We start from the raw sequence: 15,346 nt of genomic DNA, 5'->3' as shown, positions 1-15,346 counted from the left end.
TAAGCTTAAATTCTTAATATAAGCTTAACAGAAATAAAAAACAATCCTTGTGTTAGTTATAAATAACAATCACAAAAGTGTTTAAGCACTCTTCACGCTACACTTTTTAATTACATTCCCATAAATCATTGATATGCCTGGTAGATTTCGTCTCAATAACTGCTTATTAATGGCAGAATGTATGCGATTAACTATTTTAGATGTGTTATTTGCATCACAGTTAATCAAAATAAAAAGTACCTTATTCTCATCAATACATCCTAGAAAATCATCACTACGGCAATTTTTATAAAAATGCTCTATGATTACACTCAATGCATCGTTTGTCTCATTCAATTTACTATTGAAGCCTATTATCCCTATAACTGCATTAATTTGATATTCAAAGGCAAAATTTAATACAACATATAACTCAAAAATAGTGGACTCATTGTCTGGTATGTTAAACAAATTGTGGTTTTTATATTTTTTACCTATCAGATATTTATCCCTAAACATTCCTAGCTTATGAAACAGGCTAATGTCACGTATTAATAGCTCATAATTAATCTTGCTATTAGTAAATTGCGTTGTGCGAAAAACTTTTACCTTTGTTTTTATATCTTCTCCTTTAGCGTCGATTAAAGAAAAGCCTATCACTTTTGGCAATATATCGGGCAAATCGCGCCCATCTTCAGTATACTCCAAATAGCTTTTCATATCTTCAGCTGCTCTTTTACTTAAAATATTGATTAACGGTTTATTAAGTAAATTCCCTTCCTCACATTTTAATAAATTCCTTGCAGCTTGATTGAGTCCCAAGATTAATACGTTCTTTTTCTCATTATCCTGACAAACAGATATCACAGCATCATCTTTCCTTCTTGCAGTTATAAAATCTTCCATATCTTCTCACATATAACGTATTTATAAGTATAATAAGATTGTATTAAAATTCATTTACCCATTAATATACTTGATAAAGCATAGACAAATCGTCATGTTGCTGCATGTTCTAAGTCATGATAAAGGAAGCAAAATTACAAATATAATTTTGCTTATTCTCTTTATACCTTCACTACAACAACTTATTTTGCTGTATTGGATTAGATGGTTGAATATAACCTAAACTACTGTAACACGATTCTTCGTATGAAGGTAGTAGTTCCTCAAGCGGTGCTGAAGGTTGTACTTTTTCATAATTGTCAGAAGGAAAATTGTCTAATTCTTTATTATTAGTTGCCTTATCCATACATTTTATTGGTTGCTCTATATAGTCTTGTATTTCTTTTGTAAAACTATGATTTAGATAACAACTTGTTAAGTAAGCTACACCTGCTACTGTTAGTGCTAATGCTGCAAAAACTAAAGGTGAAGCTCCTATACACCTAAAAACCTTTACTTTATACATACTCATATGAGCAGGTGGGTCAATGGTTGTTGCTAAAAAAATAAAAAAACCAAGTGAAAAAAATATTAACACGCAAAATCCACCCAATGAACAAGATCCTAACACTACTTCTTTTAATGATTCTTCGTTTTTCTTGTTATTATTAAGGCTTCGATACATTTTATTAACGTTAGTATTGCTAATATAATCTTCTAGTTCTTTTAAAATTTTAGTCTTTAACTCTTCAATCTCGTTATCTATTGACGAATAGTATTTTTTATACCGCTGCTTCAATTGAACATCTAATACTGATTTACCACCATTTAGAAGATTTAAAATGTCTTTTTTTACATAACTCAATCTCCTGAGAAATTTTAGAATCGTTTTGTTCTTTTATATCTTGATCCATTTTAGCCTGTAGTTTTTAACCAAAATCTTTAAATACAGTTCTGCAAGAAAGGTATTTTAATATAATAGGTAAAGCCAGCTCATTTCCCTTACTAAGCAAAGATAAAAGATTCAAAGCGAAAGAATTAGGTACTGCTTCTCTTGGTAGAATTAAGGTGAAATCTTCCCATCCTTGGCAAACTAATTTTATTGAAGAATCTTTAAACCCTTTTGTACCAAATTTTAATGAAGCAAAAAATTCTTCTAATTCTTCAAAAGGACAACTATTTTTCTCTAATTTTACTTTTATAATATTGCTTAATATTGTAACTCCACTAACCGTTTTATACATGTAGCTTAACACTATTTTAATAATTTATCAAGAAAGTTTAATTATTAATTATAATATTTAATAAAATAAATAGACTCTTTTACATTTCATCTGCAAGAATCTTTTCCTTAGTTTGTAAATAAAGATTTTCTGAATCTAATTGCCGCAGGTTACGTTTAGTAATATAATCTCATATTAAATAAAACTTTACCTAAGTTTATGCCAGACTCTACGTTAGTTTTAACAACTATTCTTATATTCTTCATCTTTACGTTGTCACTTTTTTTTATAAAAAGGATATTTGGATCAACGAACAAGAAGATAATAAAATCCTTCAGAAAAATTGCTCAGCAGATTAATGCGCTAGAGCAAGAAATGCAGAGCTTATCTGATGAGGATCTTGCTAGTAAAACTGCGGAATTAAAACAAGAACTGAAAAATGGAAAAACACTAAATGACCTTCTCGTACCTGCATTTGCGGTTGTACGAGAAGCATCACGAAGATTCCTTAACATGAGGCATTTCGACGTTCAGCTAATTGGTGGAATGGTTCTCCATAATGGCATGATATCAGAAATGAAAACAGGAGAAGGAAAGACACTCGTCGCAACTTTAGCCGCATATCTAAATTCTTTAGAAGGAAAAGGTGTGCACGTCGTAACTGTTAACGACTATCTTGCAAAACGAGATACAGAGTGGATGAGTAAATTATATAATTCTCTTGGAGTTTCTGTTGCATTTATTACAAATAATTTGACAGACGACGAGAGAAAAAAGGCTTATAGCGCAGATATCGTATACTCAACAAATAATGAACTTGCCTTTGATTATCTACGAGATAATATGAAATTTTCTCAAGAAGATATGGTTCAGAGAGGCTTCAATTATGCAATAGTAGACGAAGTAGACTCCATACTGATTGATGAAGCGCGTACTCCGCTCATTATTTCTGGCCCACTTGAGGAAAATAATCAGATATATAAGCATATCAATAAAATAGTAATCAAATTAGTTGATTCTGACTATGAAGTCGATGAAAAGAGTAGAGCAGTGTTCCTCACTGAAAATGGCATTTCACGAGTGGAGGAATTACTAAAATCGTATAACCTCATTCCTGAAAATTCCTCGCTCTATGATACTAGCAATATTATACTGACTCATTATATAGATCAAGCACTTCGTGCACATAAGCTGTTTACTGCTGATAAAGATTATATAGTGAAAAACGGTAAGGTGGTAATTATTGATGAGTTTACTGGGCGCATGATGGAAGGTAGGAGATATTCTGATGGTCTTCACCAGGCACTGGAGGCAAAGGAGAATCTTGAAATTCAGCATGAAAGTCAAACTTTAGCATCAGTCACATTTCAGAACTACTTTCGTATGTACAACAAACTTTCTGGTATGACAGGAACAGCAGCAACAGAGGCAGAAGAATTTCGTGATATATATAGATTAAATGTAGTAAAAATTCCAACTAATGTGCCTGTTAAAAGAATAGATGTTGATGATGAAATTTATGGCACAGAAAAAGAAAAATTTAGTGCTGTATTGAAGTTTATAGCGGAATGTCACAAACGCCTTCAACCAGTGCTTGTTGGCACTGTGAGTATTGAAAATTCTGAAAAACTTTCCGATCTTTTGAAAAGCCATTCTCTTAAGCATTCAGTATTGAATGCTCGTTATCATGAACAAGAAGCGTATATAATAGCGCAAGCTGGAATACCAGGCAGCATTACTATAGCAACAAACATGGCAGGACGTGGAACTGATATTCAGCTTGGTGGAAATGTTGAAATGATTGCAAAAATAGAGCTCGAGAAAATAAAAAATGCTGATGAAAGAGAAAAAAAATATCAAGAAATAGTCAAAAGAGTAAAAAAAGATAAGGAAATTGCTATAAAAGCTGGTGGCTTATGTGTTATTGGAACCGAAAGGCATGAAAGCAGGAGAATAGATGATCAATTACGTGGACGTTCTGGCCGCCAAGGTGACCCTGGACTTTCTAAGTTCTTTCTATCACTTGAAGATGATTTAATGAGGATATTTGGTTCTGATAGAATGAGGAATTTTTTGCAAAAAGTGGGACTAAAGAACAACGAGGCTATTCATCATCCATGGATTAATAAAGCACTTGAAAAAGCACAGAAGAAAGTTGAAGTTAGAAATTATGATGTGCGGAAGTCTTTGCTAAAGTTTGATGATGTAATCAACAATCAACGTAAAGTTATTTTTAAGCAGAGAAATCATATTTTAAACAATGAAATCAATGATTTAGTTGAAGTATATAGTGAAGTAAATGAGGATATAATAGAAGGTATAGTACAAAGTGGTTATTACGAAGATTATGTTGAAGATATTGCAAAAGAATTCCACATAAGATACGGGATAACGCTTAATCTAGAAGAGTTTTTGAATAAACAAGAAGCCTTGGATTATATAAATGACAAGATACAAGAATTTTTTACTGAGAAAGAAAAATATTTCAATAGTCAACAAACTACAGATTTGTGGAATACGATAGTGAAACAAGTGATGATCATGACACTTGATCATTTATGGAGGGAGCACCTTTCGGTCTTAGAGAGCCTAAGACAAAGCATAAATTTGCGTGCCATGGGGCAAAAAGACCCACTGAATGAATTTAAACGCGAAGCTTTCTTAATGTTTGAGTCGATGCTTGAAAAGTGGGGGGAGCTTACCATTCACCGCCTAGCGCACTTTAAGTTGCTAGACAATCAAGAAATAGGCAATAGGTCACGCTCTACTAAAAATAGCAGACTTCCAAAAGTTTCAAGAAATGACAAGTGCCCTTGTAACTCTGGAAAAAAATACAAACACTGTCACGGTGCAGTTGCCGTAGTGAATTAGTTGTTGCAAGCACATTATAGCTGCTATGTATCCGTTCAGCAGAGTGGTTTAAGAAACGATAGATAGAAGATTGTGAAAAGGGTTTAGCCTCCTCTGTTTCCATGTTAAGTATAACGAAATTATTTGCTCAAGGAATGAGTTTCCTCGTTCTGATTGTGTAAAATATGAATTTTTGCGATAAACGACATAATGCCGTATTTGCCGTTCAGCGTGATTATTTGTCAGCGGAGTATTTTCTGGGTCATCTAAAAATTTCCACATCATTCTTTCAGATTTCAAAATATTCTTTGCAACTCGAGACGCTCCAATTGCTTCAGGTAAGCGAGATATTTCCTTCAAATAATACCTTGTACGTTTTCGCAATTTCTTGGCACGTCTAATAAATCTTGAAACATCTATCTCATTTTTTAGTAAAGCTTTTTTCAGTGCAAATAACTCAGTGGCTACATTTCTCAAGTAACAGCCCAGAACTTTAACTTCAAATTTCCAACTATGCGCTAATCTTTCAAAATCCCTTGCTAAGTGTGCCCAACAGATTTGCCTTCTTTCATCAGCAAAGTAGTTGTATGCTGCATATCTGTCGGTTACTACCAAGCTATTACGATTGCAGCATACACTATTTTTTAAAACTTTCATTCCCCTTGACTCTGTCAACTTCACAAAACTTGCCGTATTGCTTGCAAACATCCAACACCAAGCGAGTTTACCTTTGTTATAATGGCTCGTTTCATCAATATGTAGAACTTTACTCCTACTTATCTCTTGTTCGATCTGCTCATACATTTTTTTGCATTTTGAAGCAACTCTATGTTCACTATTTGATATGCTACCGACGCTTATGTTCAAATTGAAGATATCATTTATGATGCTAGCTACTTCGCGCTTTGAATTTTTATAAAACCCACTGAGTGCTGCAACTACTGACTTAACCCTTGGGCCAAATGTATCTGGCGTAACACCCTCTGGTAACTTGCTACTTCTTCTTTTTCCGCATCTCTGACAACGGCCATGTTCCAACTGATATTCCATTACATAAGCCTTAATCTCCGGAAGATCTACTTTCTGATGAATATAAGGTTTTTCGCATATTGCAATCTTCCCTCCGCATTCGCAAGTAGGTGACAACTCTATCTTTATCACCTCATCTGCTTCCATTTTAGCACGATAATTACCCTTATGCCCAACTTGACCACCAATCTTTCTTTCGCTTTTTGGCTTTTCCTTTTTCATTTTGTATAATTCTTTTGAATTGGGAATTGATGAGTTTTTTGAATTTAAACCTAGCCTTTCCTTTAATTCAGCGTTCTCTATCTTTAAAGCCTCATGCTCTGCTTTTAAACTTTCATTCTCTCTTTCCAATCTTTCTATTTTTGCTTCTAACTTTTCTATTTTTTGCTGTAAATTTTTGCAGAGTTCTAAAAGGTTTACCATATTACCTCATATTTACCCTATGATTATCTTTATTATCTTGCTTTGTCTACCTTATTTTGCCGCTCTGCTGAACGGACACGCTGCTATAGCTAACCGAAGTAAGATTTGCCCGAGCACTGAAAAACAAAATCAATAGCCGAATTAATATTGGGCCAAAAGGTTTGTAGAGCCTTTCTTATGGCGTGCTTGATCAGAACTTCTCAATCGGATTTAAATCTCACTTTTACCCACAATTTTGAGAGGTCATGATGTGAAGCATAACTATGCTCTCCTTAAGATTTTCATAGCCCCGCCATAGAGTCATAGCCCCTGGTAAATTATCACTTTTTCTATTCATAAATCCACCTAATTTTCCTAACCAAATAATAGCTTGTTTTATGTTTGGAGGTTCTTCTGGCAATGTAGCTACTTTATGCTCACGTATGAAAAGGGCCTTCCACTCTTCGTTGCTTAAAATTTTAGTACAGGTTTCCATGGGATTTGATAAAGCGACTTTTGTTAAATATAAAATTTTAAATGCAATAATGCTCTTTATAGCAATTAATTTCTGTAGCCTTTCCTTTGTAGTTAAACGAGAGCTTTCTATTTTACATCCTGATTTTAAAACCCTGAAATACTCCTCAATTTTCCATCTTAGCTTATACCAATTTATCCTTTCTATAGCATCTAAAGTGCTATTAACTGGTACATTAGTCAGCAAAGTCCAATCAATAGCTTCCAATCCTTCAGGAGGATTTGTTTCTTTTGCACTTACCACATATACAGGGATTTTATCACTTATTTTATGCACTGTGTCTTTTGATCCATAAATTGAAGAAGATCTGATAGGTATATAGCCTTTCATATACTTAACTTCAATATTAGCTTTCCTTGATCTTTGGTTTCCACCTTTATTAACTTCTAGAGAAATTTTCTTCTTTACTGGCAGTTGAGTGATGCGTGTTTGCAAATCTGTTTTTCCAATTTCAGTACAGATAAATCTTCTATTAGTTCGATTACGGATTACATAAAAACTACCTAATGTCTCAGTGATCCATAAAAATTTGAAGATATCTGCCTCTCTATCACCAAGGGTAACAAGTTGTACATTTGCAGGAAGGTTGTTTATGCTTTCTTTGAGAGCTGTTATCCACTTATAACTTTCTTTTTCTTCTATGGAGGTACGGTATTTCCTGTTTGCTTTTTCTTGTGACGTTTCTTTTTCCCTAATAGAACGTGCCCAACATTGTTGAGAAGATAGACCTAAAGGCAATCCGTCTTTGCTGACTATTAAGGCACTGTGCAACAGTAAACCCATTTTATGCTTCGTATAAGCTTTAGAAATACTACCTAGCCTCTTAGTTTTTATATGAGAGTCAAAATCCAAATAACTTGTATCTTGAACTGAAAAAACAAACTGATTTCCTTTCATTCTCTCCATAGTTTCTTTGTAATGGGAAGAATAAATTTCCTTATCCTTAAGCTTTTCATTGCTAAATAATCTGTATGCACCCTTAGCTTCTTTCCATCCACTACAGCTTTGATTAATTGATCCAGACGCCTTACCCTCTATACAATAGCCTGTTTTAATAAGTCTCTTATTAAGTCTTGTATCTCCTAAATTAACGTGTTTTAACTCTCTTTCCAGCCATTTATCCCCTAAGCCATCAGTATATTGCACATTTGTACTTACTTCACTCATTTTAATCCCAAATTTATTTGGTATCCATTTTACTCACTTTTTTATTTGTGGGTAAAAGTGAGGATTTAAATCTGGCGAGTATGGAGGCAAGAACAAAATTTTACACCCAATATTTTCTATCAAATTTTTCGTCCTTGCAGATTTATAAAAACTCGCATTGTCGAGAACAATAGTCTGTCCAGGTTTAAATACAGGAACAAGTACATTTTCTACATAAGCATCAAAAATCTCCCTGTTGCAGTAGCCATCAATTATCCATGATGCTTTAACTTTTCCTTCATTCAGTGCTCCAATTATGCTTACCCTCTTTCTTTTAAACCCTGGGCAAATAACCTCTTTCCTCTTTGAGACCACCCATATTCATAAAATTCATTGTCCTCTATTCCAGACTCATCTATGTATATCAAGTTTCCTTTATTTATTTCTTCTACTTTTTTTATGAACTCTTTGCGTTTCTCTTTATCTCTTTCTCGATAAAGAAAAGTTTTTTTTATATGTATAGTTTACTTTGCTAAGGTAGTTATATACTGTGCTTCTACACATATTACCAAATTCTTCAATTATCTTTTCAATTCTAATATCCTGATTTCCATTCAGAAATTTGATAAATCTATCCATATCTTTAATCTTATGGCCATATCCTTTGTGATAGCCTGAAGATGGTTTCTGTTTCTTTTTTCCTTTTCCTCCACAAATATATTGGTTTTATGCTCACTTTGAATATTTGACTGATTTTTTTTATCGTCATTGTTTTTTTATCGACTCCTTTGAGAACACGTTCTTTCAGATCCTCACTATATGGACTTGGCATCTTCTTCTTTCTCATTACTTATTATACCATTCTAACCAATTTTGCCATATAGCTAAACCTTTCTTGGGTTAGCTATAGATGATAAAATATTTGATTCTAGTTCTTTATAGTCTACTAATCCGGTAGTTCTATTTGCTTGACTCATTTCAAACCTCCATTTTTTATATCAATTTATTACTTTTCTTTTCGGCTTGACACACTTTTTTGAACGTTCCCCACTTTTTCTATCACCTTTTCAAATTCTTCTACAGTTAAGCCTGTTATATTACGAAAATTTCTTGGGTGTTTCTTTATATTGTAGTAACTAAAGCTCATTTTTTTACCTTACTCTATCTGCTTATTCCTCTTCCATCATTTTATCATTACCTTTTGCAGCAGGTCTATTGATGCATGAGTCTGGAATCTAGGAATTCTGATTATATATTAAGTTAGTAAGTATAAAAGTTATGTAAAAATACAACGTTTTTAGTGAGATTACGGAAAGCCAGCGTCACACGCTGGAATGACATCTTTCTTGGTGGACTCAAATCATAATGTTTGTACGGTTGTGGATTTATAACTAAAGCAATCTAGAAAATTAATGATATTTTATTCCCCGGCAAACGCTCTATTTTATTTTCCGTCTCTAGTTCCAAAAGAGCCATTAGAGCTATGTTGGTAGAAAGTCCGCTTGCTAATATAAGTTCATCTATATCAACAGGTACAGAGTTAATATGATCAACTATAACAGATTTTGCCTGTTGTAATTTTTCTTGTTTTTGGTCAGCAACGGTATCAAATAGATTTTTTTGCTGAAGAGGTAAACTAAATCTCACGCTCTCTACTATATCATCAGCGGATTCAACAAGTTTAGCGCCGTTCTTAATTAAATAATTACTACCACTACAGCGTGAATCTAAAGGGAAACCAGAAACTGCAAACACCTCTCTTCCTTGATTCAAAGCAAAATCTGCTGTGATGAGAGAACCAGACTTTTTTGATGCTTCAATTACCACAACACCGAGTGAAAGGCCAGATATAATTCGGTTTCTTTGGGGAAAATACTGAGGCTTTGGTTTAGTAGCAAATGGAAGCTCGGTAATTACTAACCCGCCATTTTCAGTGATTCTTTTGTATAGATCAAAATTTTCTCTTGGGTATATTACGTCAATTCCGCTTGCTGTGACAGCAATGGTTGGGTGATTTTTGTATATTACACTGTTTGCTGCAGTATCGATCCCTCTTGCAAGTCCAGAAATTACGATGAAACCAACTTCGCTTAAATCAAGTGCCAACTTATTGGCAAAATTTCTTCCATTGATTGAAGAATTACGTCCACCGATTATTGCAATTATCTCACGGCTTAACAATGATATATCACCAAGTGTAGTTATTACAGGAGGACAACTCGGTATATTCCTTAAAATGTCAGGGTAATCTGGATCACATGCTGGTATTATTTTGGCTCCAATTTTTTCTGCATTCTTAATTTCTTCTTGTACATTTTTAATTCCATAATCCTTGTTAGCCAATTCATTAAGATACTTAAGCACTTCATCTAGTGAGCCACATGCTCTTAGTATACTAAAAAACTTTACTGGTCCCACAGTTCTAGCCAAGCTTAGCCATATTTCTAATTCTTCGTTATTTAATTTATTTATCTTCATAAAAGGCTTGAATTTCTTATCAGTTTAGTGTACCCAAGATAATGCAAATATACAGTATTTTATGACGCATTTTGTTACAGATAAATGCATAAAATGTAAATATACGGACTGTGTAGAAGTATGTCCCGTTGACTGCTTTTATGAAGGTAAAAATATGCTCGTGATTAACCCAGATGAGTGTATTGATTGTGGAGTGTGTATACCTGAATGTCCAGTAGATGCAATTGTAACTGATGATTCCATAAAAGATATTCTAGAGCTAGATGAAGGCTTACTGAACAATGAACAAAAAATCTTTAAATCATTTTACAACATAAATGTAGAATATTCGCAAAAGTGGCCAAATGTCACAGCTAAAAAGCAACCCCTAGATACAGCAGAAGAGTATAAAGAAAAAAAGGATAAAACAGCTTATTTTGACGAAAATTTAGGGTAATAGAGTACGAAAGTGGACTCACACTTTTTTGATTAAATAGACATTGAATTGTAAGCATCTATTTCATCTGCCATAGACGATAATTGTGCACTCTCAAAACGGAGATTGTTTGCAATGTCTATTAATTTCTCACTAATTTGTGAACGAAGTTCAGGCACTGGAAAGAAAGTATCACATCTAGCCTTGCACAGAGGTTTGTCTGTTTCATTGAACGCCTCTTCACAGTTTTTATGGCAAATATGAGATAGGTTGCGTGCCTGAAACGTTAATGAATTCGAGTTTTGTGTAGACATAACCATAATATACTCCTAAATTAAAAAACTAACTCCACGGTAGCATTTATGTGTTAATAAAATTGTAATATTTATATTAGCATAATTACTTTTCAGATACGTTTATTACTTTATTGAAAAGTTCAGAATAAATAGAGAGTACAAAAGAAGCCTCACATCTTTTTGGTTAAATAGACATTGAATCGTAAATGTGCGTTTCATCAGAAAATATATCAGCAGATGATATATTACTATCAATATTGTCTGGTTTAAGTTCATTGTTCAGATTCTCGAAATCTTTTTGAATTGTTTCAATTGTCTTCTTTAAATTACCATACTCTCCCCATAACTTGGTATTGGTTAAATGAATATTATTGCTTAGATTCTTGAAATCTTCTTTAATTGTTTCAATTGTCTTCTTTGAGTTATAATGCGCTCCCCATAACGGTCCAGTGATTGATTTAATACAAACTTCACTTAATGAACATTGATTATTATCTTTTTCTGACATAATATTCTCCTTAATTAATATTATATTTAATATAGTATAAAAGTATTAATACTATATTAAATATGGAATCAAAAGTAAATAAAGCAATACAGGAACGTCTTACAGTTGATTCAGTGAATCTTGCACCATAGCTTTAAAGGGTTTAGAAGACTAAGAGTTGGCGATGTGTATTATACGGACACCAAAAACATGAAGTAACTATCGTTACAATAGGATATAGGGACACCATTTACGTTTGAAGGAAATATGTTTTGCAATAACCCTATTCTATAATGCAAAACCCAATGTATTACTTGCAATCTGGTGTCTGATCACAAAGGAACCAGTTTACATAAAACTACTTGCCACCTGCAAATTGCAATATCTGTACAGCTGTGGAATTTTTCAAAGCGTTTTTTCTATTGAAGATAAAAGTATCTTTTATATATGATATATAGCAAAATATTAGGGTGCTTATGGTTCCAACTATAGCAATTTTAAGTGGTGGATTTTCTTGCGAAAGAGAAATATCGCTTATGAGCGGAAAAGCAGTAAAGAAGGCGCTTGATAGCCTTTCATATAATGCAATAGAAATAGATGTTGATAGCAACATTGCTCAAAAGCTTAAAAAAACTAATCCCGCTCTTGCTTTTATTGCTCTACATGGACCTTATGGTGAAGATGGCTGTATTCAAGGTTTACTGGAGATTTTAGGTATAAAATATACACACTCAGAAGTTATGGCTTCGGCTGTTGCTATGAATAAAGTGATGTCAAAGCATATATTCCATTCTCTTAATATCGACACTCCAAGAGGTTATGTAATTAGTCGAGAAGATGTGCTAAAAAATAATATTAAAGTTGATTATCCGTACGTCTTAAAACCGATTAACGAAGGCTCAAGCATTGGAGTACACATGATTTTCTCACATGAGGATTACTTAGAGCTGAAAAATAACAGTTCTACTATAATGGAAAAGATGATCATAGAAGAATACATACCGGGTATAGAGTTACATACTGCTGTGTTGCTGAATGAAGCAATTGGCACTATGGAAATACGACCAAAAAATAAATTCTATGATTATGAAGCAAAGTATACAGATGGATTTGCAGAACATATATTTCCTGCTAAAATTCCTGACAACATATATAGAATGACCTTGGAACACGCACTAAAAGTTCATCAATTTTTAGGATGCAAAACTGTTTCCCGCTCAGACTTCCGTTATAATCCCCAAAATAACACTTTAAAAATGCTTGAGATTAATACACATCCTGGCTTTACTGAATTATCGTTAGTACCAGAAATTGCAAAATTGACAAAAGGAATTGATTTTAATGAATTAATTAAAATTATTGTCAAAGACAGTTTACACCACAAGAATATTAGAGATCAAGCCGATGTTGAACAATGTTACTAGAAGTCAAAGGAGTTTTTTGCGCAAGTGTGCTTTCATGATTATAACTGCACTTTTCCTTACACTAGTACTTTATAGTTCACTTGATAAAATAACAAATCGATTCAATTACTACTTTACTTGGTGTAACGATCGCTTATCGAGCTTATTAATTAGCAATGGATTTTCAATCGACAAAGTAACCGTTACTGGAAACAAATTTACAAATGAACAGGACATTCTAAGTTTAGTAGATAGAACACAACCTATCATGTATGTATCACTCTCAAAACTAACAGATAATATACAATCTGTAAGCGAATGGATAAAACATGTAAGAATTTATAGGATTTTACCCAACACCTTACGCATTGATGTAAATGAACACAAACCTTTTGCTCTTTGGAAAGATGATAACAGAACTTCAGTAATTGACTCTGAAGGTAAAGTAATCGTAGATGATTACCAGATAGATAACCTCGTTATAATCAAAGGACAAAATTCGTTATCAAGCCTAAAATTCATTAAAGATATACTAGAGAGGAAAACTCAATTAAGTGATCATATTTCTTCTTGTGTTTATGTAGGCAATAGAAGATGGAATATCATACTCGATAACAGTGCCACAGTAAAATTGCCTGAAGATAATCCTTATAGCGCATGGGATTATTTAAGCCACTTGCAAAATACAACCGACTTTACTTTTAGCAATTGGAGCATAATTGATATGCGTGTTGCTGATAAGATCTTTGTGAAGAAGTGATCTGCTCGGTGCTCCTTTTCATTTCATGCAATTAGCCCTTTCTCTGTCATACGAGTAGCTTAAAACTGGAATCCAGATTGCAAGTAATTGATTGGGTTGGGTGAGTATGGATTTTGCATTATAGAAGGAAGCATTAACCATTACTAAACAAAAAGGGGAGTGTTAAATAAACTGTGTCAAACCGAGAAGTAAAGTAATAAATTGATAAAAAAATGGAGGTTTGACAATGAGTCAAGCAAACACAACTACCGGTTTGGTAGACTATAAAGAATTAGAAACAAATATCTTATCATCTATACGAGAAGGAAGACCATTGACAGGAAGAGATGGAGCATTAACACCATTTATAAAAAAACTGCTAGAGGGAAGGCGAGATAGAAAACCATTTGTCGGCTGAAAGCGAAGAAAACAACCGAAGAAATTCAAAGACTTTACGGACAAGTATTTGAACTATTGACACCAAGAGATAGAGAAGGAAGTTTCGAGCCACAAGTAGTCAGAAAAAGGCAAACAACCGAACTTGAAGCAAAGGTTTTAAGTATAGCCCTTCTCATAATAGTCCAAAAAGAGTAAGATGGATTGATAGTAGTGGAAGGTAAGGATGCCAATAGCATATAGTTATGACTTAAGAAAAAAGGTAATGGAAGCATTGGATGAAGGAGAGAGTGGAGAAACTGTTGCCAAGAGATTTAAGATCGGAAAAACAACTTTATATGAGTGGAAGAAAAGACGTGAGAAAACGGGAGATTTTCAGTCAAAAAAGCCTGGAAGCGTGGCATAAAATTACCGACTGGAATGCATTTGCCGAATTTGCAAATGAGCAAGGTGGCAAAACTCAGTCAGAGATGCTGGGGCAATATTAGTAGACAAACAATTCATCGAGCACTTAAAAATATAGGATTCACAAGAAAAAAAAGACCTACGGATATAAAGAAAGAAATGAAGAAAAGCGAGCTCAATTTTCAAAGGTTATAGCAACAAAAGAACCTAAAGAATTAGTGTATATAGATGAGTCTGGACACTGAACCTATGAGTATTGCCAGAAAGGACAGCGGTTTTATGCCCTAAAATCTGGGAAGAAAACTCAACGAATTAGCATGGTTGCAGCCTTAAGTGGAAGAAAAATAATTGCTCCGTTAACCTTTGAAGGCCACTGCAATATGGATATCTTTAATAAATGGTTTGAGCAGTTTCTGACACCGATTTTGGAACCTGGACAAACTGTTATCCTTGATAATGCTACTTTTCATAAGTCTAATAAGATTTGCTAAAGGAGTTGGTGCAGAAATTTTATATCTTCCTCCATATTCTCCAGATTTTAACAAAATTGAACATTATTGGTTTGCTATAAAAAACAGAACCAGGAAAAACATTCCTTTATTCAAATCTTTTCGTCATGCTGTCGATTCTTCTTTCTTATGACCTTTTTGGACTATTATGGGAAGGGCTATAACTGAC

The 15,346-nt window shown here is 33.6% G+C and carries 14 protein-coding genes and 2 pseudogenes; 6 read left to right on the top strand and 10 right to left on the bottom strand.

Annotation, left to right across the window (positions count from 1 at the left end; all coding sequences use genetic code 11):
• Positions 1 to 81: 81 nt before the first annotated feature.
• From ACE38P_RS07300 to ACE38P_RS07290, 3 genes are all read right to left on the bottom strand, one after another.
• Positions 82 to 885 carry a hypothetical protein gene (locus ACE38P_RS07300; RefSeq protein ID WP_374699781.1) on the bottom strand — a complete coding sequence of 268 codons (804 nt, stop codon included), beginning with the start codon at positions 883 to 885 and terminating at the stop codon, positions 82 to 84.
• 172 nt (positions 886 to 1,057) lie between these two features.
• Complete coding sequence (locus ACE38P_RS07295; RefSeq protein WP_374699780.1) at positions 1,058 to 1,729, bottom strand: hypothetical protein; 672 nt, start codon at positions 1,727 to 1,729, stop codon at positions 1,058 to 1,060.
• Positions 1,730 to 1,793: 64 nt separating this feature from the next.
• Positions 1,794 to 2,108 (bottom strand): hypothetical protein, encoded by a 315-nt coding sequence (locus ACE38P_RS07290; RefSeq protein WP_374699779.1) that lies wholly within the window; start codon positions 2,106 to 2,108, stop codon positions 1,794 to 1,796.
• 198 nt (positions 2,109 to 2,306) lie between these two features.
• Here ACE38P_RS07290 and secA point away from each other — a divergent pair, with 198 nt between their 5' ends.
• The gene (secA, locus tag ACE38P_RS07285) at positions 2,307 to 4,958 is read left to right on the top strand and encodes a preprotein translocase subunit SecA (RefSeq protein WP_010405317.1); all 2,652 of its coding nucleotides are present in this window, start codon (positions 2,307 to 2,309) and stop codon (positions 4,956 to 4,958) included.
• Between the two features lie 48 nt (positions 4,959 to 5,006).
• On the opposite strand, the gene tnpC is transcribed toward secA, so the two are convergent.
• The 6 genes from tnpC to dprA all read right to left on the bottom strand — a co-directional run bounded on the left by tnpC (position 5,007) and on the right by dprA (position 10,527).
• Complete coding sequence (tnpC, locus tag ACE38P_RS07280) at positions 5,007 to 6,389, bottom strand: IS66 family transposase (protein WP_374699286.1); 1,383 nt, start codon at positions 6,387 to 6,389, stop codon at positions 5,007 to 5,009.
• A gap of 223 nt (positions 6,390 to 6,612) precedes the next feature.
• Positions 6,613 to 8,070 carry an IS4 family transposase gene (locus tag ACE38P_RS07275; protein WP_374699293.1) on the bottom strand — a complete coding sequence of 486 codons (1,458 nt, stop codon included), beginning with the start codon at positions 8,068 to 8,070 and terminating at the stop codon, positions 6,613 to 6,615.
• Between the two features lie 33 nt (positions 8,071 to 8,103).
• On the bottom strand, positions 8,104 to 8,424 hold the full coding sequence (locus ACE38P_RS07270; RefSeq protein ID WP_374699778.1) for a transposase: 321 nt from the start codon (positions 8,422 to 8,424) through the stop codon (positions 8,104 to 8,106).
• A gap of 274 nt (positions 8,425 to 8,698) precedes the next feature.
• Positions 8,699 to 8,818, bottom strand: coding sequence for a hypothetical protein (locus tag ACE38P_RS07265; protein WP_374699833.1), 120 nt, complete (start codon positions 8,816 to 8,818; stop codon positions 8,699 to 8,701).
• A gap of 237 nt (positions 8,819 to 9,055) precedes the next feature.
• Positions 9,056 to 9,196, bottom strand: coding sequence for a hypothetical protein (locus ACE38P_RS07260; protein ID WP_010405218.1), 141 nt, complete (start codon positions 9,194 to 9,196; stop codon positions 9,056 to 9,058).
• A gap of 254 nt (positions 9,197 to 9,450) precedes the next feature.
• On the bottom strand, positions 9,451 to 10,527 hold the full coding sequence (gene dprA / locus ACE38P_RS07255) for a DNA-processing protein DprA (RefSeq protein WP_374699777.1): 1,077 nt from the start codon (positions 10,525 to 10,527) through the stop codon (positions 9,451 to 9,453).
• A gap of 61 nt (positions 10,528 to 10,588) precedes the next feature.
• Between dprA and ACE38P_RS07250 the strand changes: the two genes are divergently transcribed.
• Positions 10,589 to 10,963 carry a ferredoxin family protein gene (locus tag ACE38P_RS07250; RefSeq protein WP_010405211.1) on the top strand — a complete coding sequence of 125 codons (375 nt, stop codon included), beginning with the start codon at positions 10,589 to 10,591 and terminating at the stop codon, positions 10,961 to 10,963.
• A 459-nt stretch (positions 10,964 to 11,422) separates the two neighbouring features.
• On the opposite strand, the gene ACE38P_RS07245 is transcribed toward ACE38P_RS07250, so the two are convergent.
• Positions 11,423 to 11,746: a hypothetical protein gene (locus tag ACE38P_RS07245; protein ID WP_139686411.1), complete on the bottom strand. Its 324-nt coding sequence runs from the start codon at positions 11,744 to 11,746 to the stop codon at positions 11,423 to 11,425.
• 449 nt (positions 11,747 to 12,195) lie between these two features.
• Between ACE38P_RS07245 and ACE38P_RS07240 the strand changes: the two genes are divergently transcribed.
• The 4 genes and pseudogenes from ACE38P_RS07240 (at position 12,196) to ACE38P_RS07225 (ending at position 15,310) form a co-directional block, all read left to right on the top strand.
• Positions 12,196 to 13,149 carry a D-alanine--D-alanine ligase gene (locus ACE38P_RS07240; RefSeq protein WP_039833309.1) on the top strand — a complete coding sequence of 318 codons (954 nt, stop codon included), beginning with the start codon at positions 12,196 to 12,198 and terminating at the stop codon, positions 13,147 to 13,149.
• Complete coding sequence (locus ACE38P_RS07235; protein ID WP_010401947.1) at positions 13,130 to 13,888, top strand: cell division protein FtsQ/DivIB; 759 nt, start codon at positions 13,130 to 13,132, stop codon at positions 13,886 to 13,888. The genes ACE38P_RS07240 and ACE38P_RS07235 overlap by 20 nt, the downstream gene beginning before the upstream one ends.
• A gap of 226 nt (positions 13,889 to 14,114) precedes the next feature.
• Positions 14,115 to 14,428 (top strand): annotated as a pseudogene (locus ACE38P_RS07230) (transposase); the annotation flags it as partial.
• A 61-nt stretch (positions 14,429 to 14,489) separates the two neighbouring features.
• Positions 14,490 to 15,310: pseudogene (locus ACE38P_RS07225) on the top strand (IS630 family transposase).
• Positions 15,311 to 15,346: the final 36 nt, after the last annotated feature.

This window comes from Wolbachia endosymbiont (group A) of Limnophora tigrina (genome assembly GCF_964263225.1).
Classification (GTDB): domain Bacteria; phylum Pseudomonadota; class Alphaproteobacteria; order Rickettsiales; family Anaplasmataceae; genus Wolbachia.
The sequence above is the reverse complement of the archived record's forward strand: the minus strand, read 5'-3'. Positions and strand labels throughout refer to the sequence as shown.

Coding starts and splice junctions, on each gene's coding strand:
- ACE38P_RS07300 (WP_374699781.1), bottom strand. CDS start 885: ATGGAAGATTTTATAACTGCAAGAAGGAAAGATGATGCTGTGATATCT.
- ACE38P_RS07275 (WP_374699293.1), bottom strand. CDS start 8,070: ATGAGTGAAGTAAGTACAAATGTGCAATATACTGATGGCTTAGGGGAT.
- secA (WP_010405317.1), top strand. CDS start 2,307: ATGCCAGACTCTACGTTAGTTTTAACAACTATTCTTATATTCTTCATC.
- tnpC (WP_374699286.1), bottom strand. CDS start 6,389: ATGGTAAACCTTTTAGAACTCTGCAAAAATTTACAGCAAAAAATAGAA.
- ACE38P_RS07235 (WP_010401947.1), top strand. CDS start 13,130: ATGTTGAACAATGTTACTAGAAGTCAAAGGAGTTTTTTGCGCAAGTGT.
- dprA (WP_374699777.1), bottom strand. CDS start 10,527: ATGAAGATAAATAAATTAAATAACGAAGAATTAGAAATATGGCTAAGC.
- ACE38P_RS07245 (WP_139686411.1), bottom strand. CDS start 11,746: ATGTCAGAAAAAGATAATAATCAATGTTCATTAAGTGAAGTTTGTATT.
- ACE38P_RS07260 (WP_010405218.1), bottom strand. CDS start 9,196: ATGAGCTTTAGTTACTACAATATAAAGAAACACCCAAGAAATTTTCGT.
- ACE38P_RS07265 (WP_374699833.1), bottom strand. CDS start 8,818: ATGACGATAAAAAAAATCAGTCAAATATTCAAAGTGAGCATAAAACCA.
- ACE38P_RS07250 (WP_010405211.1), top strand. CDS start 10,589: ATGACGCATTTTGTTACAGATAAATGCATAAAATGTAAATATACGGAC.
- ACE38P_RS07290 (WP_374699779.1), bottom strand. CDS start 2,108: ATGTATAAAACGGTTAGTGGAGTTACAATATTAAGCAATATTATAAAA.